At 64.7% G+C, this 25,271-nt stretch carries 22 protein-coding genes; 17 read left to right on the top strand and 5 right to left on the bottom strand.

From position 1 onward, the window contains the following. Positions 1 to 21: 21 nt before the first annotated feature. Genes BVG79_RS12420 through BVG79_RS12410 form a run of 3 tightly spaced genes read right to left on the bottom strand, consistent with a single transcriptional unit; the run spans position 22 to position 3,393 of the window. A complete protein-coding gene (locus BVG79_RS12420; protein ID WP_085787437.1) occupies positions 22 to 1,602 on the bottom strand; it encodes an ABC transporter substrate-binding protein in 1,581 nt (526 codons plus the stop codon). A 34-nt stretch (positions 1,603 to 1,636) separates the two neighbouring features. Continuing rightward, a complete protein-coding gene (locus BVG79_RS12415) occupies positions 1,637 to 2,473 on the bottom strand; it encodes an ABC transporter permease (protein WP_085787436.1) in 837 nt (278 codons plus the stop codon). Next, positions 2,470 to 3,393 (bottom strand): ABC transporter permease, encoded by a 924-nt coding sequence (locus tag BVG79_RS12410; protein WP_085787435.1) that lies wholly within the window; start codon positions 3,391 to 3,393, stop codon positions 2,470 to 2,472. The genes BVG79_RS12415 and BVG79_RS12410 overlap by 4 nt, the downstream gene beginning before the upstream one ends. 337 nt (positions 3,394 to 3,730) lie before the next feature. On the opposite strand from BVG79_RS12410, the gene BVG79_RS12405 reads away from it, so the two are divergent. After that, on the top strand, positions 3,731 to 4,636 hold the full coding sequence (locus BVG79_RS12405; protein ID WP_085787434.1) for a LysR substrate-binding domain-containing protein: 906 nt from the start codon (positions 3,731 to 3,733) through the stop codon (positions 4,634 to 4,636). Positions 4,637 to 4,640: 4 nt separating this feature from the next. Here the strand turns inward: BVG79_RS12405 and BVG79_RS12400 are convergent, their stop codons facing one another. Continuing rightward, positions 4,641 to 5,003: a DUF983 domain-containing protein gene (locus BVG79_RS12400; RefSeq protein WP_085787433.1), complete on the bottom strand. Its 363-nt coding sequence runs from the start codon at positions 5,001 to 5,003 to the stop codon at positions 4,641 to 4,643. Between the two features lie 199 nt (positions 5,004 to 5,202). Between BVG79_RS12400 and BVG79_RS12395 the strand changes: the two genes are divergently transcribed. From BVG79_RS12395 to BVG79_RS12340, 12 genes are all read left to right on the top strand, one after another. Beyond that, complete coding sequence (locus BVG79_RS12395; RefSeq protein ID WP_085787432.1) at positions 5,203 to 6,414, top strand: PQQ-dependent sugar dehydrogenase; 1,212 nt, start codon at positions 5,203 to 5,205, stop codon at positions 6,412 to 6,414. Positions 6,415 to 6,580: 166 nt separating this feature from the next. After that, the gene (locus BVG79_RS12390) at positions 6,581 to 7,018 is read left to right on the top strand and encodes a MarR family winged helix-turn-helix transcriptional regulator (protein WP_085787431.1); all 438 of its coding nucleotides are present in this window, start codon (positions 6,581 to 6,583) and stop codon (positions 7,016 to 7,018) included. Further along, the gene (locus BVG79_RS12385) at positions 7,006 to 8,709 is read left to right on the top strand and encodes an MFS transporter (RefSeq protein ID WP_085787430.1); all 1,704 of its coding nucleotides are present in this window, start codon (positions 7,006 to 7,008) and stop codon (positions 8,707 to 8,709) included. Before BVG79_RS12390 ends, BVG79_RS12385 begins: the two co-directional genes overlap by 13 nt. A gap of 3 nt (positions 8,710 to 8,712) precedes the next feature. Further along, entirely contained in the window at positions 8,713 to 9,744 is a 1,032-nt protein-coding gene (locus BVG79_RS12380) for an HlyD family secretion protein (RefSeq protein WP_085787429.1), read from the top strand. A gap of 205 nt (positions 9,745 to 9,949) precedes the next feature. Next, the gene (locus BVG79_RS12375) at positions 9,950 to 11,383 is read left to right on the top strand and encodes an alkaline phosphatase (protein ID WP_085787428.1); all 1,434 of its coding nucleotides are present in this window, start codon (positions 9,950 to 9,952) and stop codon (positions 11,381 to 11,383) included. Positions 11,384 to 11,446: 63 nt separating this feature from the next. After that, positions 11,447 to 11,920 (top strand): hypothetical protein, encoded by a 474-nt coding sequence (locus tag BVG79_RS12370; protein WP_085787580.1) that lies wholly within the window; start codon positions 11,447 to 11,449, stop codon positions 11,918 to 11,920. Position 11,921: 1 nt separating this feature from the next. Beyond that, positions 11,922 to 13,247: a hypothetical protein gene (locus BVG79_RS12365; protein ID WP_085787427.1), complete on the top strand. Its 1,326-nt coding sequence runs from the start codon at positions 11,922 to 11,924 to the stop codon at positions 13,245 to 13,247. Next, a complete protein-coding gene (locus tag BVG79_RS12360) occupies positions 13,244 to 16,789 on the top strand; it encodes a vWA domain-containing protein (protein WP_085787426.1) in 3,546 nt (1,181 codons plus the stop codon). The genes BVG79_RS12365 and BVG79_RS12360 overlap by 4 nt, the downstream gene beginning before the upstream one ends. Next, entirely contained in the window at positions 16,786 to 17,766 is a 981-nt protein-coding gene (locus tag BVG79_RS12355) for an AAA family ATPase (RefSeq protein ID WP_085787425.1), read from the top strand. Before BVG79_RS12360 ends, BVG79_RS12355 begins: the two co-directional genes overlap by 4 nt. Continuing rightward, positions 17,763 to 18,599: a DUF58 domain-containing protein gene (locus BVG79_RS12350; protein WP_085787424.1), complete on the top strand. Its 837-nt coding sequence runs from the start codon at positions 17,763 to 17,765 to the stop codon at positions 18,597 to 18,599. The genes BVG79_RS12355 and BVG79_RS12350 overlap by 4 nt, the downstream gene beginning before the upstream one ends. A 109-nt stretch (positions 18,600 to 18,708) precedes the next feature. Continuing rightward, on the top strand, positions 18,709 to 19,881 hold the full coding sequence (locus BVG79_RS12345) for an AI-2E family transporter (RefSeq protein ID WP_085787423.1): 1,173 nt from the start codon (positions 18,709 to 18,711) through the stop codon (positions 19,879 to 19,881). Positions 19,882 to 19,886: 5 nt separating this feature from the next. Then, positions 19,887 to 20,285 (top strand): barstar family protein, encoded by a 399-nt coding sequence (locus BVG79_RS12340; RefSeq protein WP_085787422.1) that lies wholly within the window; start codon positions 19,887 to 19,889, stop codon positions 20,283 to 20,285. Here the strand turns inward: BVG79_RS12340 and BVG79_RS12335 are convergent. Next, positions 20,266 to 21,357, bottom strand: coding sequence for a LacI family DNA-binding transcriptional regulator (locus tag BVG79_RS12335; RefSeq protein WP_236951479.1), 1,092 nt, complete (start codon positions 21,355 to 21,357; stop codon positions 20,266 to 20,268). The two genes, BVG79_RS12340 and BVG79_RS12335, sit on opposite strands and share 20 nt — an antisense overlap. 115 nt (positions 21,358 to 21,472) lie before the next feature. On the opposite strand from BVG79_RS12335, the gene BVG79_RS12330 reads away from it, so the two are divergent. The 4 genes from BVG79_RS12330 to BVG79_RS12315 are packed head-to-tail and all read left to right on the top strand — an operon-like array spanning position 21,473 to position 25,269. Next, positions 21,473 to 22,285, top strand: a complete 813-nt coding sequence (locus BVG79_RS12330; protein ID WP_085787420.1) for an ABC transporter permease — start codon at positions 21,473 to 21,475, stop codon at positions 22,283 to 22,285. 26 nt (positions 22,286 to 22,311) lie between these two features. Further along, positions 22,312 to 23,349: an ABC transporter ATP-binding protein gene (locus BVG79_RS12325; RefSeq protein WP_085787419.1), complete on the top strand. Its 1,038-nt coding sequence runs from the start codon at positions 22,312 to 22,314 to the stop codon at positions 23,347 to 23,349. 31 nt (positions 23,350 to 23,380) lie between these two features. Further along, entirely contained in the window at positions 23,381 to 24,436 is a 1,056-nt protein-coding gene (locus tag BVG79_RS12320; RefSeq protein WP_085787418.1) for an ABC transporter substrate-binding protein, read from the top strand. Between the two features lie 2 nt (positions 24,437 to 24,438). Continuing rightward, positions 24,439 to 25,269: an ABC transporter permease gene (locus tag BVG79_RS12315; RefSeq protein WP_085787417.1), complete on the top strand. Its 831-nt coding sequence runs from the start codon at positions 24,439 to 24,441 to the stop codon at positions 25,267 to 25,269. Positions 25,270 to 25,271 lie beyond the last annotated feature (2 nt).

Genomic DNA, 25,271 nt, shown 5'->3' with positions numbered 1-25,271 from the left:
GGGGGCCACCCGTGTCAGTCTTTAAGCAAACGACAAATACCCGCCGAACAGGCGCATTTCCGCGCCGGCAGGCGTCCAGTTGATGCCGCTGCGCAGCGCAAAGCTGCCCACCTGACGCCACATGAACAGCGCAGGCGTCACCTCCTGCCACGCCGCCGACATCTCTTTATAGGCCGCGAAACGCTCCTCGAACGACAGCGCGGCGTTAAAGCGCGCACCTGCGGCGATGTAAGCCTCGCTCGGGGCCCACGTTTTCCAATCCGCGCGCGAGCGGTTGGCCTCGGGGTTCCAGTCCAGCCACAGCGGCTGGTAGGGGTCGCCCGGAATAAATGCCGTCGCATTGGCGAAGTTCATCAGGTGGAACGGGCGCTGATACACCATCGAGAAGTTGTCCAAGACCCGCATCTCGACATTGATCCCTACCTCGGCCCACTGCTGAACCATGATCTCGGCCGCCGTTTCGTAGTTCGGGTAAAAGCCGCGGGTAATGTGCCAGATCAGCGGCTGGCCGTTGTAGTCGGTCTGCTCGACCAAGGCGCGCGCCGCCTCGGGGTCGTAGGGCAGGTTCGACTTCAGGTCAGGCTCGTAGAAATCACCGTATTCGGGGAAATTGAACGGCACGGCGGGGTGGAAGGTGGTATCGCCGAACAGTGCCTGCACGATCAGATCCATATCGACGGCCTGCACCATCGCATAACGCAGCCGCGCATCCACCAGCGGGTTGTCGACCGGATCGGGCAAGGTGTTGAACGCAACGGCGGCGTAAGACGTGAACGGAACGCTCGTCACCTCGACACCGTCATAGCTGGCGACCTGCGCCTCTTGGTCGGTCGGGATGCCGGCCATCATGTGGAATTCGCCCGAGACAACCCCTGCCATGCGCGCGGCGAATTCGGGCACGACATGCCATTCCATCCGCGGGACCGACGCCGTCTCGCTGCCCCAGTAGCCGTCGAATGCCTCAAGCACCATAATCTCGCCCGAGCGGAAGGTGGTCACCTTGTAGGGGCCAGTGCCGATCGGCTCTTGCCCAAACCCGTCGACACCCTTTTCCAGATAGTAGGCCTTGGGCACGATAATGCCCGCAACGCTGGACAGTTTGGCAGGAACGTGGGGGTCTTCAGACGCGGTCTCGATTTCGATCGTGTACTTGTCGATCGCCTCGACACGCACGAACCCTTCGGTAAAGGTCGCGCCGCGCGGCTCGTAGGCATCCACGGCGCGGTAGCGTTCCTCGGACAGGGTAAAGGCGGCATCCTCGGCGGTCATCTCGACCCCGTTGTGGAACATCACCCCTTCGCGCATCTTCACGGTCCAGATGTTACCGTTACGCTCAAAGCTTTCGGCCAGATGGTTCACCACCACCGAACCGTTCGGGTCAGCCAGATAGTCGACCGATGTGAAACGTTCGTAGAAGTTGCAATAGATGCGCGCCGAACTGGTGGCAAAGCCGGTGACCGGCGACATGGTCTGCCACAACGAATCTACGGCAATCTTTAACACGTCAGGCGCTTGCGCCGCCGCAGGGCGCGTCAGCAAACCCGTATAGGCCAACGCACTTGCGCCAAGCAGCAATTTATTCAGGGAACGACGAGTAATCACGGCTGGCTCCTTTGAAGGGAATGAAAGTTGGCGGTCAGGCCCGTGCACGCAGCACGGGATCCAGCCGGTCGCGCAGGGCATCGCCCAGAACGCTAATCGACAAGGTAATCAGAAAAATAATCACACCGGGCCAGACAGCGATCCACCATGCGGTGGCCAGATAATCGCGGCCCTCGCCCAGAATTTGCCCCAGACTGGTGTTCGGCGGCTGAATGCCCATCCCCAGAAAGCTAAGCGCGCTTTCCAGCAGAATAATCGCAGGCACGGTCAGCGTCAGTTGCACGATCAGCGCGCTGGCAATGTTGGGCAGGATGTGGCGCAGGTAAAGCCGCGTGGGCGACGCCCCCAGTGAAACGATGGCCCGCGCATAAGTCTGCCGCTTGGCCGACATCACCAGCCCGCGCGCCAGGCGCGCATAGGTTTCCCAGCCGTACAATCCCATCAAAATAATGAACAACGTCAGCGAATTACCAAAGAACGCCACGCAGGTCAGCGCGATCAGAATGAACGGCAGCGACAGTTGAATATCGACAATCGTCATCAGAACATTGTCGACCCGCCCCTCAAAGTGGCCAGAAACCACCCCCACAAGCGCGCCAAAAACCGCGCCGATGACGGTGCCCAACAGGGCCACCTGAACCGACATCTGCGTTGCCACAATCAGCCGCGCCAACACATCGCGCCCCAGCCGATCGGTGCCCAGCGGGTGCGCCCAACTGCCTTTTTCGGTCCAGAACGGCCCTACAAGGCGGGCCAGCAGGTTCTGCTTGGTCGGGTCCACCTGCCAGACCACCGGCCCGAACAGCATCATGAACACCACAACGCCCAGAACCAGCCCGGCGGCCCCCAACACCAAACGCGAACGGATCATGACCGGCTCCTCATGCGCGGATCGAGCAGCCCGTAAGACAAATCGACCAAAATATTCGCCGTCACCATCGATACGGCCACCAGCACAACCAGCGCCTGAACCACGGCCATATCTTTCGATGACACAGCGGTGATCAGCAGCCGCCCAACACCGGGCCACGCAAAGACGGTTTCGACCACAACGGTGCCCGCGACCAGATTGCCCAGCATCAGCCCCATAATCGTGACCAACGGAATGGCTGCGTTGGGCAGCGCGTGGAACAAAGTCCGGCGCCAGCGCGGCACGCCCTTGGCCTGCGCCGCGCGCATATAGGGCTTCGACTGCACTTCCAGCATGGCCGATCGGGTGAACCGCGCCAAAATCGCCGCCAAGCTCAACCCCAACGCTGCAGCCGGCATGATGAAGTGCAACGCCGTCGACGACCCTGAACTGGGCAGCCACTGCAGCGTCAGCGAGAACAGCAGGATCATCAAAATCCCAAGGAAGAAGTTCGGCAGCGCGAACCAGACGACCGAAAACACCATGACCAGCCGGTCCAGCGCCGAGCCACGATAAAGCGCAGCCAACAACCCCAGCGGCACCCCGACCAAAACCGCGATCAGATACGACACCGCACCCAAAGCCAGCGTCTTCGGAATGCGCTCGGCGATCAGCTCGGTCACCGGGCGCCCGTCACGAAACGACATGCCGAAGTCGCCTGTCAGTGCGTTTTTGATATACACAAAATATTGCTCGAATATCGACCGATCGAGCAGCCACTTATCGCGGAACAGGGCGATTTCGCGCTGGGTCGCATCAGGCCCCAGCATCGCTTGCGCGGGGTCGAACGATGTTCGCAGCGCTATGAAAGTAAAGGTTAAAACGATAAATATCGTCAACGCCATGCGGCCAATTTTGACCAGCCAAAACTCCGCTGTCACCCATTTCCCCGTGTTAAATTGCAAGGGTCTACGCCCAGCTTGTCCGCCACGTTAAACGCGACACTGTGCCCGGTTAAAGACCCGAGATCGAATTATTCTCATATCGAACCCGTATGAATACGCGAAACACAAAATCCCTCCGCGCGGGTCCAAACCCCCGATTTAGAACAATTCTGTCGTTTTCGTGCGGCGAACATATGCACCATGCCCCCGAACGCGCCTGATTAATAAGCGGCGCAAAGCCCGCGCGCCCGCGCCGCAACGTCACGCGCTGGACAAGCGCATCGCCGCGCCACAATCTATATTCAGTTGAAAAATAGTTTTAAACTTGGCCGATATGAATCACCAAATCGACCTGCGCCATATCCGCTATTTCGCCGTTCTGGCCGAGGAGCTGCACTTCGGCCGCGCCGCTGAACGCCTGAACATGGCGCAAGCCCCGCTCAGCCAACAAATCCGCCAGTTGGAGGAACGCATCGGCACGTCGCTGTTCCACCGCACGACGCGGCACGTGCAGCTGAGCGCCGCGGGCCACCGGTTTGCCAGCTATGCGCAGCGCATCCTGTCCGACGTTGACGAAGCCATCCGCTTCACCCGCGCCACAACCAGTGAAGAGGCCGGCCGCATCCGCGTTGGCTGTATCAATATGGTGATGGCCACAATCTTGCCCGGTGCGATCAAGCAGCTGAAGCAACTGCACCCCGCCACGATCGTCACCCCCGTAACCCACACCACGGGTGTTCAGATCCAGATGTTGCTGGACGACCAGCTGGATCTGGCCCTGACCCGCCCGACATCACTGCCCAACTACCTCCACGGCGAGGTGATCTTTCAAGAAAGCTTCTGCGTCGCGCTGCCGGCCGACCACCCCCTAACCGCGCTCACCACGCTCGAGGCGCATCACCTCGACAACGTGCAGCTGATGAACTTCACCGCCAAACTTGGCACCGGCTATGGCCGCGAAATCCACCGCGCCCTGAAACGCGCGGGGGTCAAGCCTGTCATCGGGGCGGAATTCATCGATACAAGCTCGGCCCTCTGCCTTGTCAGCGCCAGCGAGGGGGTCGCGATCCTGCCGCGATCCGCCGCGTGGCTGTCGCAGCCGGGTGTCGTGTTCCGCCCGATCAACCTGCCGGGTGCAACCGCCGACATTATGCTGGTGTCGCGCAACGTGGCGATGGATGTGAAAACGCGCGATCTGGCGGGGCTCATCCGCCAAATCGCCCGCGCGCTTCCTGTGTGACGCGTCAAGCGTTGCGGGCAGACACCCATTCGAACGCCAACCACGCGCCCTTGACCAATCGCAGCAGAACCAAAGCCAAGGCTACGATGACAACCGACACCGTTCCCGCCAGCGCCAAGGGGTTGGGGATATAGACGAACCCTAACCACAGCGTCGGGATGAGCGACAGGCAGACCAACAACATTGTCATGAAGGCGGGGCCGTCAGCCGCGCGCAGCCGCCCCAAGTCTTCACCACAGACGGTACACACCGGCGCGACCGCCAGATAGCCGGCGAACAACTTGCCCTCGCCACACGAGGGGCAGCGGCACATCAAACCGCGCGTCAAAGCCGCGCCGACATTTTCCTTGGCTCTTGCCACCTGCATCACTCCTTCTTCGCGCGCCGATACTGGCGTTGCCTAAGATTTATGCAGTCAGCGAAGACAACTCAAGGCGATAGCGACCGCCAGTAATCCGCCGATAGCGACGCTTGGCTGAATAGGATGTGGCATTTCGCCGCATAACCCCCCATACTTGCCACGCCGCGCCCAAACACGCGGCCCAATATGACGAGAGGAGTCGACGATGATACACCGCCAACACACCCGTCACATGCTTGCCGGCCTTGGCCTGCTTGCGACCACAAGCCTCGGAACGGCCGCGCTCGCGCAGGATTTCAACGCCGAGCCGCCAAACCGCCAAGGCCAATCTCCCGCCTTCGAGGGGCAAACCCGCGCCCCCGTTTTGGCAGACGAAACCCAACTGAACAGCGAAACCATTGTTGACGGGCTGCAAAACCCGTGGGGCATGGCGCTGCTACCCGATGGTAGCTGGCTGGTCACCGAACGTTTGGGCGCGCTGCGCCACGTGGGCGCCGACGGCACCCTGTCCGACCCCATCAGCGGCACGCCGACCGTCGACACCCGCGGCCAAGGCGGCTTGCTGGACGTGGCGATTGCCGATGACTTCGCCGAAACCCGCCGCATCTGGCTCAGCTTCGCCGCGCCGCGCGAGGAAGGCAAAACCGCAACCGCCGTTGCCACGGGCACCCTGTCGACCGACGGCAGCGCGCTGGAAAACATGGAAATCATCTTCCAACAACAGCCCGCATGGGACTCGACCCTGCACTACGGCTCGCGGCTGGTGTTCGCCCCCGACGGCGCGCTGTTCGTCACCACGGGCGAGCGCTCGGTGCCCGATGCGCGCCCGCTGGCGCAAGACCTCGGCACCCACCTCGGCAAAGTGCTGCGCCTTGACCCCGCCGGCGGGCCTGCCGCCGACAACCCCACGATCGACGGCGCCCTGCCCGAGATCTGGTCCTACGGCCACCGCAATATGCAAGGCGCCACCATCGGCCCCGATGGCGCGCTGTGGACAATCGAACACGGCCCCGCTGGCGGTGATGAACTGAACCGCCCCGAGGCGGGCTTGAACTACGGCTGGCCTCTGGCGACCTATGGCACCGAATACAGCGGCGAGATCGTCGGCGCCGGCAACACCACCGCCGATGGCACCGAACAGCCGCTCTATTACTGGGACCCGATCATCGCCCCCTCGGGCTTGGTGTTCTATGACGGCGATATGTTCCCCGATTGGCAGGGCAGCCTGCTGACCGGCGGCCTGCGTGGGCAAGCATTGGTGCGTCTCGAACTCGACGGCACATCCGTGACCGGCGAGGCCCGCTATCTGCAAGATCAGGGCCGTATCCGCGACGTTGCCATCGCCCCCGATGGCGCGATCATGATTCTGACCGACGCCGAAGATGGTGCACTCATTCGCGTCACACCGGCACAATAACGTCCAAAAATTGCGGCCTGCCCCCTGCGGGCGGGCCGTTTTAGACCCTTTTTCTTCGATTTTCGCCCGAATCTGGCGTTTTGTCGCACCCTTTGCCTTTGGCCTTGCGGCGGCTTTACGCTCATCCTAGTTAGATAGCCTGCTAACAACTTAGCAAGGTAATGAAATGGATTCGAATTCGGAAGTCTTCGACCTTCTGCTGCGCGTCCTGCGGGATCTGCGCCGCAGTTGCGACACCGGCGCGGCGCAGGTCGGGCTGACGATTTCGCGCGCCCGCGTCATCACGCGCCTTTCAACCATGGAAGGCGCAACGCAGGCCGAACTCGCCCAAGCCCTCGACATCGAAGCCCCGACCCTAAAACGTCATATCGATTGGCTAGAGGGTCAAGGCTATATGGAGCGCCGCAGCGTCGATGGCGATGCGCGCAAGCGGGCGCTGTTCCTGACCGAAAAAGCCCAAAGCAACATCGTGCGCCGCTTCATGCAGGCCGCGCGGGTGCAGATGCTTGAGGGCATCCCCGATGAAGACCGCATCGTCCTGCAGCGGGCGCTTGCCAAAATGGCCGATAACGCGGCGAAAGTGGGTGACTCATGGCGACAGTGATTAACGAGGGTGCCCCGCCCCCCATGCCCCCTACCCCGATGACCCCCAGCGGTCGCCCCGCGCTGCTGGGCGCTGGCATGACCCCCGTCAAAGCGCTGCCCTATTTTCTGGCGGCGCTGCTGACGGGGCTTGCCACCGGCCTCGGGCAAGGGTTCGTCATGACGAACCTGCCGCAGATCGCGGGCGATCTGGGTGTCGACACGACCGACGCCAGTTGGCTGCTGGCCGCTTACATGATCCCGCGCTCGGTGCTGCCGCTCATCCTCACCAAGGTGCGCTCGCAAATCGGGCTGCGCCGCTTTACCGAATTCAGCATCGTCGCATTCGTGGCGGTGGCGTTCGCCTCGCTCTGGATTACCGATTTTCGCTCGGCGCTGATCGTGCAGTTCCTCTCGGGCTCGGCCGCAGCGCCGCTAATGACGCTGACATTCCTTTATATGCTGGAACCGCTGAGCCCACCGGCCAAAATCAAAATCGGCCTGCCGGTGATTATGACTGTCATCCTGATCGGCCCCAGCTTCGCGCGGGTCATCTCGCCGTCCCTAATCGGCGACGGCGGGTTGATGGGCGTCCATACGGCCAGCCTCGGGTTAGCGCTGCTCTCGTTCGCGGTTGTCTGGCTGCTGCCCCTACAAGCACCGCCGCCCGAAAAAGTCATTCAGGCCGAGGATTTCATCAGCTTCGCTCTGATCGGGTTTGGTTTTTCTGGCATCGTCATCGGCGCAGTAATGGGCCCCATCTATTGGTGGACCGCCGCAGGCTGGATCGGGGCGCTGATTGCAGCCTCGGTCGGGGCGCTGGCGGCGGCGATCATCGTGGAGCTGCGCCGCCCCACCCCGCTGATCGACTTCCGCTGGCTCGCGACGCCCGCCATGCTGCACCTGACGCTGACCTTGTTGCTGTTCCGGCTGGTCTTGTCGGAACAAAGCGCGGGCGCACCGCGCATGTTCCAAGTGCTCGGCGTCGGGCAAGGCCAACTGGTCGGGCTGTTCTCGGTCATCTGTGTCGCCAGCATCATCGGCGGTCTTATCTGCGTCATCTGGATTCGCCCCACGCGCGAGGCGGCTATGCACGCCGCCGCCCTCGTCCTGATCGCGCTGGCGGCCTACCTCGACTCGCACTCGACCGTCGATACCCGCCCGCACCAGTTCCTGTTTAGCCAAAGCCTGATCGCCATCGCCTCGATGCTGTTCATGCCGCCCGCGATGATGATGGGCATGATGGCCGCCCTGCGCAAAGGGCCGCAGTATATCTTGTCGTTCATCATCGTCTTCATCTCGACCCAAAGCCTTGGGGCCGTGCTGGGGTCGGGTCTGTTCAACACGTTCACCAACCACCAGCAAGTGCTGCACCTTGCGACGCTGACCGAACAACTTGTGCCCAGCGACCCGCTGGTGCAGGCCAGCATCGCGCGCCAAAGCGCAGCACTTGCCCTGCAAAACCCCGATATGGCCGCCAACCGGCAGCAATCGGTCACCCAAATGGTGACCGACGCCAGCCAGCAAGCGTGGGTCATGGCCTATAACGACGCCTACAAACTGATCTCGCTTGTTGCTCTGGTCGCGCTGGCCGCCCTTGTCCTGCACGTGCTGCGCGACAAGCTGGCTGCGCGCCTGCAAGCCGTCACAGCGCCCACACCCACCCCCGCCAGTGCGCCCGCCCCCGCAGGCGCCCAGCCCGTTCGGAGCTAAGAAATGAACCGCTCAACCTTCCTGTCGACCCTGCTTGTCGGCACCGTCGGGGTCGCCGGCGTGCTGCTGGTGCTGTTTGCATGGCACCTGCCGCCCTTCGCATCGGCGCTGCCCACCACCGAAAACGCCTACCTACGCGGGCGGGTGACCACGCTGTCGCCGCAGCTGTCGGGCTATATCCGCGAAGTCCGCGTGCAAGACTTCCAAGAAGTCCACGCAGGCGATGTCATCGCCGTCATCGATGACCGCATCTATCAGCAAAAGCTGGCCCAAGCCGAAGCGGGCCTCGCATCCGCTGAAGCCGCAATGCACGTCGCCGAACAAAACGTCCGCTCGGCCGAGGCGACCTTGGGCGCGAATGAAGCCGCCGTTGTTGCTGCAAACCTGTCGGTCGCAACCGCCCAATCCGCCAACGACCGCGCATCGGGCCTGCTGGAGCGGGGCGTCACCACCACATCGGCCACCGAACAAGCCGCGCTGCAACTGCAAAACGCCCTGTCGACCCAAACCCAGGCCCAGGCCAGCCGCGACGTGCAACGTGAACAAATTGCCAATGCCCGCGCCCAAATCGCCAGCGCGCAGGCCCAAATCGACACTGCAACCGCCGCCGTCGAACTGGCCCGCCTCGACCTTGCAAATACCGAAATTCACGCGCCGTCAGATGGCCACCTCGGGCAGGTCTCGGTGCGTGTGGGGCAGTATGTATCGCCCGGCACCGCGCTGGTCTCGCATGTGGGCGAAGACGTCTGGCTGGTCGCCAACTTCAACGAAGGCGCCATGAACAGCCTTTCCATCGGCCAACCGGTGAAATTCTCGGTCGATGCGCTGGCGGGGCAAACCTTCACCGGCCGGATCGAGGGGTTCTCGCCCGCCACCGCGTCGGAATTCAGTCTTGTCTCTGGCACCAACGCCACCGGCAACTTTACCAAAATCCCGCAGCGCGTGCCGGTGCGCATAACGATCGACCCCAACCAGCCCCGCGCCGAATCTCTGGTGCCGGGCCTTTCGGTCAACGTCAAAGTCCAACCGCAATAACCCAAAGCCCCGCCCTCGGCGGGGCTTTTCACATCTACCCCAAAACAAAAAGACAAGCATCCCACGAGATAATCAGGTTTTTTTCCCGGCGGCATGTAGGGATTTTTACAATCCCGTGATGATTCTGTCACTTTTGTGACAACGAATCCCGTCAGTTTGCCCCGCAGATGGCCTCCCTCCATCATGGACAAACAAAGGAAGACCTATGAAATCCCTCAAGCTCGCCGCTCTTGCCCTGCTGGCCTCCTCCGCACTTGTCGCGCCCGCACTTGCCCAAGACCACGCGAAAAACATCATCGTTCTGATCACTGACGGTGCCGGCCCCGAAAGCTGGAATGCCGCCAGCTACTACCGCCACGGCGCATTGGGCCACGAGGCCTACGACGGCTTTGACCTGAAGGCCTATATGGCCACGCATCCGCTGAACACCTCGTCCGAGCCGACCTTTAGCGACGAAGGTTCGGTCACCTTCGACCCGACCGAATTGTGGACCGACACCGCTGTCGACACCGTTTATGAAGGCGCCCTTGGCAACTACGCCGGCTACTTCTCGGGCTACGACTATGCCCGTGCCGATTACACCGACTCGGCCGCCGCAGCGACCGCGCTGGCCTCGGGCCAAAAGACCTACAACAACTCGATCAACTGGTCGAACAACGGCGAATCGCTGCGCCACATCGGCGAATATGCCGTTGAATCGGGCCGTGCGCTTGGCGTGGTGTCGTCGGTTCAAATCAGCCACGCGACGCCCGCAGGCTATCTGGCCCACAATGTCAGCCGTAACGACTATGTCGCCATCGGCACCGAAATCGTCGACAGCGGCCTCGCCACCGTCGTGCTGGGCACCGGCCACCCGATGTTCGACGCCGCTGGCAAACCCGTTGCCGAACCCGCTGACGGCGCCTTCCGCTACATCGGCGGCCGCGACACTTTCGCCCGCCTGACCGCTGGTGAGACCGACTACCAGTTCATCGAAACCCGCGAAGACTTCGAAGCGCTGGCCAACGGCACCTTCGAGATGACCGGCGACAAGATCCTCGGCCTTGTGCAGAACAACGCGACGCTGCAGTTCAACCGCCCGGGCGTCGGCTTCGGCGACCTCCTCGAAAACTCACCCAGCCTGCCGACGCTGACGGCCGCCGCGCTGAACGTGCTCGCCAAAGACGAAGACGGCTTCTTCCTGATGGTCGAAGGCGGCGCTGTTGACTGGGCTGCCCACGCAAACAACCTGCCGCGCCTGATCGAAGAGCAAATCGACTTCAACATGGCGATCGAGACCGCCGTGAAGTGGGTCGAGGCCAACTCGAACTGGGACGAAACGCTGATCATCGTGACCACCGACCACGGTAACGGCCTGCTGGCCGGCCCGCAGTCCGACACGATCGCCTACCAGCCGATCGTCAACCAGGGCCAAGGCGCGATGCCGCTGGTGCGCTGGCACAGCGACACCCACACCCGCGAGCTGGTTCCGCTGTTCGCCCACGGCGCAGGTTCGGAATACTTCCGCACCAACGCCGCAGCCGAAGCCGGCCTTGCCCGCTACGGCGTCGACGAAGCCGCCCAGATCTGGGTCGACAACACCGACATCTTCCATGGCGCAATGGCAGCCATGGGCATCGAAGAAGTCGCTGCAAACTAATCCAGACGAACGAGGCCCCGCACTGCGCGGGGCCTCGCCTTTTGCCGCATGACAGGCCACAAGATGACAATCCGACTGCCCCGCCGCAGCTTCCTGCTGGGAACGCTGGCCGCAGGCCTGCTGCCCGCCGCAGCCCAAGCCCAAATCCACGAACGCGTGACGCTGACACCCAAAGGGGCCTTGGCCGAAGTCACCTCGGCGCGTGTCCAAGACGACGTGCTGCGCGTGACCGCCCGCTTCACCGCGATGGATGCGACCTACCAAGGCGAGGTTATTTACGACGCCCTGACCCCTAGCCAGATCATTGCCGAGGTCTACCTCAAGGCTGGCGACCGCGACTACGGCGTGATCTCGAACGGCGGCGTCTATGCCATGCCCGACCGCCTGGAACTGCGCCCCCATTCGGGCGGAACCGGCCGCGAAGTTGTGGGCGAATGGACAGCCGATTTCCTCGCCCCCACGCCCGATCTCCGCGAGATCACCCTGCTGCTGCCCGCGATGCTGCCCATCGGTCGCTTCACGATCCGCCACTTCTGATATGGCCACGGCGTCTGCAACCACGCAGCACACAACCGCCAATCTGCTGGCCCCGCTGCGGGCACAAGATCGCCGCTTGCGCCTGACCATCGCCGCGTTGGCAGGTGTAGCCGCAGGCGCAGCCGTGCTAGCAGCAACCGGGCCGGCCACCCTCGCCGTTGCGGGCGCACTCGCCATCGGCGGGGCTGCCGCTGCGATTTTGCTGCGCCGCGCACCTAACCTTGCAACGCTGGCGCTGCGCGCTGACGCGACCCTCCCGCCCCCCTATGCAGGCCACGCGGCACTGACGACCGCCCTCGCGCACGATACCCCCGCGCTGCGCGCCGACCTTGCCGCCCTCGCCCCGCATATCGCGCGCGGCCCGCTGATGGCCCCGCTTTACCGCACCACGGCCCTCTGGGCCGTCATCGCCATCGGGGCTACCGCAACCGCCGCGCTTGTGCCGCAGACGCAGCGCCTGCCGGTGCTGCCCACCAACACCGCCAGCCAACCAGCGCCCCTCGGAACCGCACCCGCGGACGACCAGCCCACTGTGCCGCCACCCCCCAACGGCCCCGCCGCCCAAAATCGCAGCGCCGCGCACCAAAGCGCTAGCACTACGCCCACGCTCAACACGCCGGCGCCCGCCGCCACGGCTGCACCACGCCTGACCAACACGCCCCGCGCCACGGCATCGGGCGCGACCCTGTCGGATGCGCTGCTGGCCTATATCGCCCGCGAAACCACCTTCTCGGCCGATGCGCCCGCGCCGAACCACCGCGCCGCCGCCCGCATCACCGAAGGGCTCGCCGCCCGCAACGACCAGACGGCAGAGCCAAAAACCCAGCGCCCCTCGGCCGCGATGCAGGTCGATACCCTGCCTGACCCCGCCGATGCCACACCGGCACAGGGCGACACCCGCACGTCCGACACCGCAGGCACCGCCAATTTCATCCCGCCCAGCCTGCAAATCGGCACGCCCAAGGCTGGCCAAGCCATCGACACCAGCGGGGCGGGCGATAGCCCCCGCCAAGACAGTCTGTCCGCCACCAGCGGCAGCGACGGGGCGATCCCCCAGCAAGGCGAGGCCGCCGCGCCGCCCACAGCCCGCCCGACCCTGCAAGAGGCCTTCCTGACCTACAACGGCATCCTTCCTGAAAACCGCCCGATCCGCTACCTGACCGAGGCCGAGCGCGCCGCCACAACCGCTTACCACGACGTGACCGCAGGCCCGCTGCCGCACTGGCCCCGCCTTGGCACGCCGCCGCTGACCCGCGCCGCGCCGCGCACAGGCGACGCCGCGCTGCTCGCCCGCGTCCTCTCGCGCGATGGGGCCACGCCGCAATGATGTTCCTCAGCCCGCTCGCCCTTTGCCTTGCGCTGCTCGCCGCGCTGCCGCCATTCCTACGGCGCGGCCAATACCCCCGCCGCACCATCGCCAGCACCGCGCTCTGGCAGTCGCTGGCGGTGGCGACCACGCAATCCGTCCCGCGCTGGGGCGCGCCGCGCATCAATATGCGCATCTTACTGCAGATGTTCACAATTCTGGCCCTCGCATTCGCGCTGGCGCGGCCAGTCTGGTCGCCAGACATCACGCTGCACAGCGGCGATCGCCATACGATCATCCTTGACACATCCGGCCAAAGCGACGCCGCCGCGGCCCAGAATGCTCTGCAAACCCTGCGCGACATCCTGCCCGCCAGCGCCCGCCCGACGCTGATCACGACCACCCACCCCGATACCCACAGCGCAGCGCCCCACCCGTGGGATTTGCCCGCTCCTCATACGCCCTTCCTTACCCCCGACTGGGACGCGGCCCGAGCGCTGGCCGCACAGCTGGGCGATGCGGCCCCCCTGCTGATCGGCGCAGACGCGTCCGGCCCCCACATCTGGCCGCTGCCAGCCGCGCAAATCGCGCCCGTCATCCGCGCGACGCTGACGCCAAACGACGACGGCAGCTGGGACATAACCGGCACCCTTACACCGCCCACGTCCGACGAGATCACCGCAACGCTCACCCCCGATGATGGCGCGGGGGCGACGGCCTTCACCCTCACCGCCGATGAAAAGGGTGCCTTCAGCGCCACGCTGCACGATCTGCCGCAGCACACCGCCAGCACCCTGCGCCTGCAGACGGCAGCCAGCCTACCGACTACATTCACCTTTCGCCCCGTGCAGCCCATCCCGCTGAACATGACCGGCGCCGCGCCCGCGTTGGAACGAGCCTTCGCCGCCGCCGGCTTCCAGTCAAACGCCGATGCCAGCTTCACTCTGCGCGTGGACGACACCCCGGCGTCCCAGCCCATCGCCCCCCGCACATGGGACACCAACCACCCTTTGACCGCCGGTCTCGATTGGGCCGGATTACAGCTCGACACAGCCACACCCTTCGCCCCCGCAGCGGACGAAATCCCCCTCGTCCAAACCGACACGGGGGCGCTGCTGGCCATCGGCCCGCAGCACCTACGCCTCGGGTTCGACCCCGCCGCCAGCAATCAGGCCGAGACCCTGCCGATCCTGCTGGCCGCGCGGCTGGCGCATTGGCTGGGACACGAACCGGCGGCACGCACGGTCGAACTCGCGCCGCAACCGGCCGACACCCCCGCACCCATCGCCCCCGCCGCGCCCGCCGCTACCTCTATGCCAGCCCTGCCTGTCAGCCTGGCCCTATGGATGCTGGCCGCTGCCGTTGCGACGCTACTGGCTGAAACGGCCCTCAGCTGGCGGGGCAGCACACCTGCGCAACGCGCCGCGCGCAGTGCCGCCGTTGCAGCGCTGGCGCTGGCCGCCGCCAACCCGGCGATCAGCTTGCCCGCCCCGCGCGGTACTGTGATGGTCACGGACAGCGCAGTCACGCCGCCCAACACCCCCGCCATCACGCTGCCCGCACGGCACGACCCCGCGCTGCCCCTGCAACTGGCCGCCACGCGCAACACCGCCGCGCTGCAACTGGAAACCACCGCCCCGCTGGCCAGCCTTGCGCCCACCCTGCAAACACTGGCCGCCCAAGGCATCCGCATTACCGCCGCCCCGCCGCAGCGCGCCAACGGCGACACCGCGCTGACCCAGCTCGATCTGCCCACCGCCATCCGCACCGGCGACACCTTGCTGCTAACGGTGATGATAGACGCACCATCCGCCACCGAGGGCACGCTGACCCTCGACCTGAATGGCGCGGCCGTCGCCTCTACCCCCGTTTCGTTGACGGCGGGGCTGAACCGTGTCGACCTGCCAACCACGTTCGACACCCCCGGCCTCGCGCTGCTGCGCGCGACCCTTGCGGCCACAGGCGACCCGCAGCCCGCGAACAACACCCTGCTGCTGGCGCGCACCGTCGCGCCCGCCCCGCGCGTCGCCGTCTTCTCGCCCGAGGAAGCGCCCCGCGACACGCTGGCCGCCGCGCTGCGCGACCAAGGATTCGATGCCATCCCCCTCAGCCCCGGGCGCATGCCGATACGTCCGGTTGACTGGGAAAAATACGACATCGCCGTGCTGGCCAACACCCCCGCCATCGCTCTGCAAACCCGCCAAATGGACTTGCTGCACGATCAGGTGCAGGCGGGCAAGGTGGGCCTGTTTCTGCTGGGCGGCCCCGACAGCTTCGCGGGCGGCGGTTACCTTGAAACGCCCCTCGAAACCCTGTCACCGCTGTCGGCACGCCTACCGCATGACGCGCCCGACGTGGCGATCACCTTCGTGCTCGACCGCTCGGGCAGCATGACGGGCGCCGTCGGCGACCGCACGCGGATCGAAATCGCCCGTATGGCTGTGGCCGCCGCCGCCGACCTGATCGACCCGACGCACGGCCAAATCGGCATCGTCACCTTCGGTTCGGACGCCGAGGTGCTGCTGCCCCTTGGCACGGTGCCGGACGCGGCCACCATCACGCAAGTGCTGGCCCAAATGCAGCCCGGGGGCGGGACGAACATCTACCCCGGCCTCAGCCTCGGGTTGGACCAACTGGCCGGATCGACCGCAGGCGCGCGCCACATCGTCGTCATGACCGACGGGATGAGCGAACCTGCCGATTTCCCCGGCCTGCTGGCGCGCGCCGCCGCCGAAGGGGTCACCGTCTCGGCCATCGCGCTCGGCTCGACATCCGAAACCAACATCGCGGCCGACATCGCCGCCCTTGGCAATGGCCGCTTCTTCAATACCGCCGATTTCGACGCCCTGCCCTCAATCCTAGCGCAAGAAGCCATCATGCTGATGGGCGATGTGGTCGAGGAAGGCACCTTCCCCGTCATCACCACCCCTGCCGCCACCGATTTCCTCGGCGCCCTGCCGCCCCCGCACCCCATTACCGGCTTCGCCCAAACCTCGCTGAAACCCGAGGCTACTGCGCTGTGGCTGGCCGACCGCGCGGGGGATGACCCCGCGCCGCTCCTCGCGCATTGGCGGGTGGGCGCGGGGCAGGTCGCGGCGCTGGCCACAGCGGCCACCGGCAGCACCGCCGCCGCGTGGACGGCGGGCTGGCACACCCAAGGGCTGACGCCCGCGCTGCTCGGCCGCACGCTGCGCCAACTGGCCCCAACCCCGCCTGACGCCATCACCATCACCCAAACCGGCGACCGGATCGACCTGACGGGCCCCGCGGGCACCACCCGCATCATCCCCCCCGCCGGCGCGCCAAACCCCATGCCGTTCACGTGGGGCGACAGCACAATCCAGCTGCCGCTGCGCTACAGCGCCGCGCTGAATGCAGACCATCAAACCGCCGCCATCACCGCCTTTATCGCCACCCTCCCCACGGTTGCGCCCCGCGCGGGCACCCCGTTCGCCCTCGGCCCCGCGCTGATTGGCGCCACGCTGCTTGCGCTGGTGCTGCTGTGGCTGATCCTGCCGCTGCGCAGCCGCTGGCGCCCCACCTTCAGAAAGCCCGCACCATGACCGACACCTCAAACCTCAGCGCCAAACTCGACGCCGCACGCCAGCAGATCGAAGCCACCGTCCTCGGGCAAGAGGGGCTGATCGCCGACCTGTTGACCGCCATCCTTGCCGGCGGCCACGTGCTACTGCAAGGCCCCCCCGGCGCCGGAAAAACCATGATGGTCAAGGCGATAGCGGCGGCCAGCGATCTGTCGTTCGCCCGCGTGCAGTTCACCCCCGACCTGATGCCCGCCGACATCACCGGCAGCATGACCCTGCAGGGCGACACGCTGACCTTCCAGCGCGGCCCAATTTTCACCCAGCTGCTGCTTGCCGATGAAATCAACCGCGCCACCCCCCGCACCCAGTCGGCCCTGCTCGAGGCGATGCAGGAACACACCGTCACCGCTGGCGGGCATACGATGGCACTGCCCCGCCCGTTTTTCGTCCTCGCCACCCAAAACCCCATCGAGAACGACGGCACCTATCCCCTCCCCGAGGCGCAGCTCGACCGTTTCCTCTTCCGTCTCGATGTGCGCTACCCCGACGCGGCGACCCTGACGCGCATCTTGGCCGAGGCGGTGACCAGCATCACCACCACCGCGCAAATGGATGCCGCCGACATTATCGCCCTGCAACAGCAGGCCCGCACCATCCCCGTCGCACCCCAACTGCTGCAACTGATCGCCGAATTCACCGTCGCCACCCAGCCCGATGCCGACGTCACGCCCCGCGCGGCGGGGGCCAAGCTGCGGCAATACCTGCGTAGCGGCCTTAGCCCGCGCGGCGCACAGGCGCTGCTGGCCGCCGCCCGTGCCCGCGCGCTGCTGGCGGGGCGCAGCCACCTGTCGCCGCAAGACATCCGCGCCGTCATCGCCCCGATCACCCGCCACCGCCTGCAATGCAACTTCGACGGACGGGCCGAGGGGATCGTCCCCGAAACCCTCGCCCTGCAGCTGTTTGACACGCTGCACGCCGCCTTACCCGCCCGCACATGACGCCGCTTCTTGCCGCCAACCTGCGCGACCAGATCACCACCTTGCGCCTGACAACCCCCGCCGAGGCGGCGGCAGGCGCGGGTGAACGCCCCGCCGCGCGGATCGGCGCGGGTCTGGAATTTGCGGGCCTGCGTCCCTTCCGCACCGGCGACGACCCCCGCGCGCTGGATGCCCGCGCCACCGCGCGCGCGGGCAGACCCACGCTGCGCGAATATGCCGCCGACCAACGCCTTGCCGTCACACTGATCTGCGACGACAGCGTATCCATGGCCACAATGACAGGTCGCCCCGCCCGCGCGCTGCACACCGCCGCGCTTGTGGGCGCGCTGACGCTGGCCGGTGGCGACCGGCTGGATGTGCACTTTGGCGGCACAACCGCGCGGTTTGCAGGGGCGCACAACACGGCGGCCATGCTTAGTTGGTTGGCCGACACCAAACCCCGCCACCGCCCGTTTTCCCAAACGCTGCGCAGCGCAGCGGCCGCGCTTAGCGGCCCGGGCCTGTTGGTGGTGATCAGCGACTGGCAAGACCCTGCCGCCCGCGCGCAGCTGCAACCACTGGTGCAAACCCGCCCGCTGATCGCGCTGCGCCTGCCCGCCCCGTCCGAAGACGCCCCGCCCCTCGGCCCCGCCACCCTGATCGACGCCGAAACCGGCGCGCAGATCACCCTCGACATCACCCCCGCCATGCGCGACGCCTATATGGCCGCCGCTACGGCTGAAACTCGCGCCTTGCAAAGCCTTGCCCGCGCCAGCGGCGGGGCTTTGGTGAACATCACGCCAGCAACCGATATCCTGCGGGAACTGCACCAAAACGGCCTGATCAGCGACTAATTCCCCACATCAGCCGCCCGCGTGCCCAACAGCGACGCACCAACCCTAGCCCCCGCCGCGCGAACACTATAGCCTGCCCCAAAGACCAACCAAATGATCGGCCCGGCCCATGACGCAAACCCTGCCCCCCACAGGCCCCGAGCCAACAGGCCAAACGCCCGACACGTCGGCCCCGCTCAGCGCCGCTGACCGCCACGCCCGCCGCCCGCTGATCACCGATCAGGCGGCCGTCCGCTGGCTTCTGCTGGCGCTGCTGGCCGCATCGGTCTATTTTTTCCACGGGTTTATCGTGCCTGTGCTGGCGGCGACGATCATCGCATTCGCCGCATGGCCGCTGCGCCAACATCTGGTCTACCGCATGAACAGCCTGCTGGCGGCCACGCTGCTGGTGCTGACGCTGGTGTGCTTCATCGTCCTGCCCATCCTGCTGGCAATCCTCTACACGATTCACGAATCGCGCGAGTGGATCAACTGGATGATCACCATAAACGCCACCGGCGCGCCCACCCCGCAGTGGCTGGCCGACCTACCCTATGTCGGCCCCGCCATCGACGAACGCTGGCAAGAGGCGCTCGGCCAGCCCGGCAACCTCGGGCAACTGGTTCAACTCTTCAGCGGCTCGAACATCGGCAATATCTACCGCTGGGCGCTGTCGACGGGCTATTCGGCCTTCCACCTGTTCCTTAATCTGGTGTTCATGCTGGTGGCGCTGTTCGTGTTCTTCCACGATGGCGACCATATCGTGGCGCAAATCGACCGCGTCGGCCGCCGCATCCTGCCCGACCGCTGGGACCGCCTGTCGCGCGTCGCTCCCATGACCATCAGTTCAACCGTCACCGGCATGACCCTGATCGCCATCGGCGAGGGTATCGTTCTGGGCATCGCCTACTGGCTGGCGGGCGTGCCGTCACCTGCGACATTCGGCTTGATCACCGGCCTTCTGGCGCTGATCCCCGGGGGCGCGCCGCTGTCGTTCTCGCTCATCTCGCTCTACCTCGTGGCGTCTGGCTCGCCCATCGCGGGCCTTGCCCTGTTCATCTGGGGCGCGGTCGAGCTGTTCATCGTCGACAAAACCATCCGTCCGTGGCTGGTTGGCGGGCCGGTGCGACTTCCGTTCCTGCCCACCTTCTTCGGCCTGATCGGCGGCATCAAAACCATGGGCATCGTCGGACTGTTCGTCGGCCCCGTGCTGATGGCGCTGTTGATCTCGATCTGGCGCGAATGGCAGCGAGAGATCACCGAGGGCGAACCCCGCCGCGCCGCCCGCAACCCCGATCCCTGATACAAATGGCAACCTTCACCCTAGACGGGCGCAGCTTCGACGACATCCCCGGCTTTTACCGGCAGATCAACGCGCTGTTCATGACCGGGGCCGCGGATTGGGCCTTGGGCGACAGCTTGGACGCCCTCGACGACATGCTTTACGGCGGCTACGGCCGACTAGCCGAGCAGCCGGACGGCCCCCATACGCTGATCTGGACAGATAGCGCCAAAAGTGAAACCGACTTGGGCCGCGCCGCGACCGAAGGCTGGCTGCGCGCCAAAATCGCCCGCCCCGACGTCTACGCCCCCGGCCCCGCCGCGCGGCAACTGGCCGCCTTGCTAGATGGCAGCGGCCAAACCTATTTCCAGATTCTGGTCGAGCTGTTCAACCAGCACCCCAATATCACGCTTTCGCTGCGCTAAGGGGCCGCGCGGCACCCGCCAGCGGCGCAGTTGAATCCCGCAGCCGCAATTCGGTGGGGAACACATGGCGCAGCGGGCGGTGGGGCGAATCATCAATCGCCCCCATAACACAGGCAATCGCAGCCTTGGCCACATCCCCCAGCGGCCGCCCGATCGACGATACGGCCGGGGCAAGCAACGGCGCGATGGAATCATCAAACCCGATGACCGAAAAATCCTGTGGCACGCGCAATCCCCGCGCGCTCAACACCTGCAAAATACCCGCAACCAGCATATCGGAGGAGGCGAGGATCGCCGTCGGCGGCGCGGGCATATCCAGGATTTTCTGCATCATCACCCGCCCTTCCTTGGCCGGATCTTCGCCCGTTGTGCTAAAATAGCGTCCCAGAACCTCCAGCGAATGGTCGGCATCCGCGCCATGCTGCGCCACAGCGGCGCGAAAGGCGGAGAGGCGCTCCTCCTCCATCGTCTGGCCGCTGACACGGGGGCGCAGATAGGCCGCGGGGTCACCCCCCATAAATGCAATCCGCCGATGCCCCAGCGCAACCAAATGCGCCACCGCATCGGAAATACCCGCCTGCGGCCCGCATATCACCACATCGGTGCCACCGACGGCCTCCTGCTCGACCTGCACGACCGGAATATTCGCGGCCTGCAGCGGGGCAATGTCTTCGGGACGCAGCGCATAGGCAAAGATCACGGCATCCACGCGGTGCTGAATCAATTGTGCCACCGAATCGGCGACCGGCTCGTTGACCGAACCATATTGAAAGGTCAAAACCGTGTAACCTTGCGCCATCGCCTCCAACCGGATCGCTTGGCTGAGGTTCACGAAATACGGGTTCAAACGCCCGTCTACGATAATTAGCCCAATTTTCCAGCTACGGCTGGTGCGCAGCCCCCGCGCCACCACGTTGGGTTTATAGCCCGTCGCATCCAACGCCGCCTGCACCTTGGCCCGCCGCGCTTCGCCAACTTTTTCAGGTTCATACAGCACACGGGCGACCGTCGCAGGGGAAACCCCCGCCATCTTGGCCACATCACCCATCGTCGGAAGGCGCCGTTCGGACATCGAACCTCTCAGTTATTCGTTGATGATGACGTCATCATGTGTAAATGATGACGTCATCATTCTAGGAATCAGCCATGATCTGCGTGAATTTCACCCCATGGCCATCAGGGGCCATATGAAAGTGACACGCTCTCTGCCGCAAGTCCTATTCGCCGCACTGGTCGTTCTAGCCTATGTCTTCATGCTGGCACCCGTGGTCGCAGTGGTGGTCATCAGCTTTTTTGCCGACCCGATCATCCAGTTTCCCCCTAGTGGGCTGACGCTGAAATGGTTTGCAAATGCGTGGGCCCGCAGCGAATTCACGGCGGGTCTGATTGAAAGCCTGAAGCTGGCGCTGATCGCCACAGCGATCGGCGTTCCCGCCGGAACCGCCGCCGCCTATGCCATCCATCGCGGTACGTTTGCGGGGCGCAAGGCTATCTCGGGGCTGTTGCTGGGGCCGCTCGCCGTGCCTTCGATCATCATGGGCACTGCGCTTTATATCTTTTACATCAATGCCGAGTTCATTCTTGACCGCAACATCGTGGGCACATCATCGGGGTTGATCGCGGCGCATATCCTGCTGACTATCCCGTGGACGGTCCGCCTTGTGCTGGCCAGCATGGAAGGCCTTGACACCAGCGTCGAGGAAGCCGCCCGCAACCTTGGTGCCGGCCCCCTGACCGTGTTTTGGCGTGTCACGCTGCCGATGCTGAAATCCGGGATTATCGCGGGGGCGATGTTCTCGTTCATCCAAAGCTTCGAGAATCTAGAGCTCTCGTTGCTATTGATCGGGCCGGGCAAAATTACCCTGCCGGTCGCCATGCTGAACTACCTCGAATTCAAAATCGACCCGACCCTCGCGGCTGTCGGCACGTTGCAGATCATTCTGATCGCGGCACTGATGCTGATCACCGACCGCTACGTCAAAATCGCCCGCGCCTTCTAAGGCCGCCCAGCAGGAAATTACGCGTCATGGCCAGCCTCAAAATTCAATCCCTCGTCAAGCGCTACGGCGAAACCGAGGTCGTCCGCGGCCTTGATCTGGATGTTGCCGAAGGGGAAATGGTCGCCCTGCTTGGCCCGTCGGGGTGCGGGAAAACCACTACTTTGCGCATGGTTGCGGGCTTTATTACGCCCACATCTGGCAAGATCGACCTTGGCGGCAAGGACATTACCATGCTGCCGCCCCACCAACGCGACACGGCGATGGTGTTCCAATCCTACGCGCTGTTCCCGCATATGACGGTCGCCGCCAACGTCGGCTTTGGTCTGGAAATGCGCAAGATCGGCAAATCCGACCGCGACGCGCGCATCAAAAACGCGCTCGAGATGGTGCAGCTGGGCCACCTTGCCGACCGCCTGCCCAAACAGCTGTCGGGCGGCCAGCAGCAGCGCGTTGCACTGGCCCGCGCGCTGGCGGTGAACCCCTCGATCCTGTTGCTGGACGAGCCGCTCTCGAACCTCGACGCTAAACTGCGGGCCGAGGTGCAGCACGAAATCCGCGCCCTACAACAGCGCCTGGGCCTGACCACGCTGATGGTCACCCACGATCAAGAAGAAGCCCTGATCATGGCCGACAAAATGGTCGTGATGGAAGCCGGTATCATCCAGCAGCAGGGCACGCCCACCGATCTATATGAAAGCCCCGCGAACGTCTTCGTGGCCGGCTTCATCGGCCGCTGCAATCTGGTCGAGGGGGCCGTGACCGCGCCCGGCACCTTCCGCGCGAACAGCGGCGCAAGCTTGGCCTGCGCACCCGACACAATGGGCACCGTGCTGGCGCTGCGTCCCGAACATATCACCCTCGCGCCCATGCAAACGGGCAAGGCGACGGGCACTATAACGCGCATCACCTATCTGGGCGCGCAAACCGAATACGCCGTGAACGTCGATGGCACCACGCTCTTTGCCTCGACGCGCACCCCGTTGGCAGGGGCTGCTATCGGCGATCAGATCGGGCTGGACTGGGATGTTTGCCAAGCCCGCCTTCTGGCCGGAACCAACGCATAAACAAAACGTTAGACATCACAGGGAAGCAATAATGTCCAACACAACCTTTACCCGCCGCGAATTGATGGCCCTTGGCGCCATGGCCGGCGTTCTTGGCATCACCGGCCTGCCCAAAGGCGCATCGGCGGCCGAAAAGGGCCGCATCGTTGCCTCGATCCTCGGCGGCGATTACGCCGAACTGCTGCGCCGCATCGTCGACGAACGCGTCATGATCCCCGCCGGCTACGAAGTCCTGCAAGACGTCTCGACGACCGAGGCGCGCCAAACCAAACTGCGCACCGAGCGTAACCGCCGCGAAGCCAGCTTCGACGTGGGCCTGCTGGCCGACCTTGATATGTATCCGATGGCGCAGCTGGGCGTGCTCGAGGATCTGGACGAAACCAAGGTCCCCAATATCGCGAACGTCATCCCCGCCCTGCGCAAACCCTACGCGGTGCCGCAGCTGTTCTCGTATATCGCGATCGTCTACAACCCCGCGAAAATCACGACGCCCCCCACCTCGTATAACGACCTCTGGAACCCCGAATACAAGGGCAAGGTCGGCATTTCGGACGTGCTTTATGTCGCAACCTCGGCGGCAGCCTCGCTGGCCGCAGGCGGCAGCATGTCGGACTACACGCCCGGCCGCGAAAAGCTGCTGGCGCTGAAAAACGAACAGCAAGCCAAAATCCTGCCGACGAACGAATCCATCGCCGCCGCCTTCCAATCGGAAGAAATCTGGATCACGCTGAACTACGTCGCGCGCGGCTTCGGCTGGCGCAAGGCTGGCCTGAACCTTGACTGGGCGATCCCGTCCGAAGGCGCGATCCCCGTCACGTTCGAATTCGCCGTGCCGAAAAACGCCCCGAACAAGGAAGGCGCCTATGCCTATCTGAACGCGGCGCTCGAGCCTGACTCGCAGCTCGGCTTCCTTGACAGCATCGGCTACCTGCCCTCGGTCACGAACGCCGTCCTGCCGCCCGAAATCGCCGCACAGGTGCAGCTGACCCCCGAACAGCAGGCCAACCTTAAGGCGATCGACAACGCATATTTCAGCGCCAACCAAGCCGATATCTTCGACTTCTGGACGCGCGAGTTCAAAGGCTAATCATGCCCCTACTGGTTCTTCCCGCAACACTTTTGGTGCTGATGCTGCTTGTCATGCCAATGGCAGGGCTGTTTCGCATTTCGCTGAACCAATACAGCCCGACCGAGCTGATGGTATCGGCCCTGACGGGACAGAACTATCTGAACGCGATCGCCGACCCGTTCTATCAAAAGATCCTTTTGATCACGGTCGGCGTCGCACTGGGATGCACGCTTTTGTGCCTCGCCCTTGCCATCGCGCCGGCCTATTGGCTGGCGCGTATGGAGAGCCGCTGGAAGTCCGCCTTCATGATCCTGACGCTGTTCCCGCTGCTGGTCGGCAATGTGGTGCGCGCGGCAGGCTGGATGGCGCTGCTGAACACCGACGGCGTGATCAACGCCTTCTTCGGCCTCTTCGGCCTTGGGCCGTTCCAACTGCTCTACACCCCGCTCGCCGTCATCCTCGGCACGGCTGCGGTGGTGCTGCCCTATATGATCCTGACACTGGCCTCGGTGATCGAATCCGTACCGCGCCAAACCGAAGAAGCTGCCGCCAACCTTGGCGCGCGCCCGCTGACGGTGCTGCGCCGCGTGCTGCTGCCGCAAGCGGCACCGGGGGTGCTGGCCGGGTCGGTGCTTGTCTTCATCATGGCGATGAACGCCTATGCGACGCCTGTTCTGCTCGGCGGCCCCAGCTTTCGCATGCTGGCGCCTGCCGTCTACGACCAGTTCGTGCGGGTCGGCAACTGGCCCTTTGGTGCAGCACTGGCCTTTGTTCTGCTGTTCAGCACCCTCGCCCTTTCCTTCTTTGTCAGCTTTGCGCTTGCCCGTTCGCTGCGCGCCAAAACGAACTGAGC

It is taken from the genome of Ketogulonicigenium robustum (genome assembly GCF_002117445.1).
Taxonomy (GTDB): Bacteria; Pseudomonadota; Alphaproteobacteria; order Rhodobacterales; family Rhodobacteraceae; genus Ketogulonicigenium; species Ketogulonicigenium robustum.
This window is presented reverse-complemented; position numbering and strand designations above follow the sequence as displayed.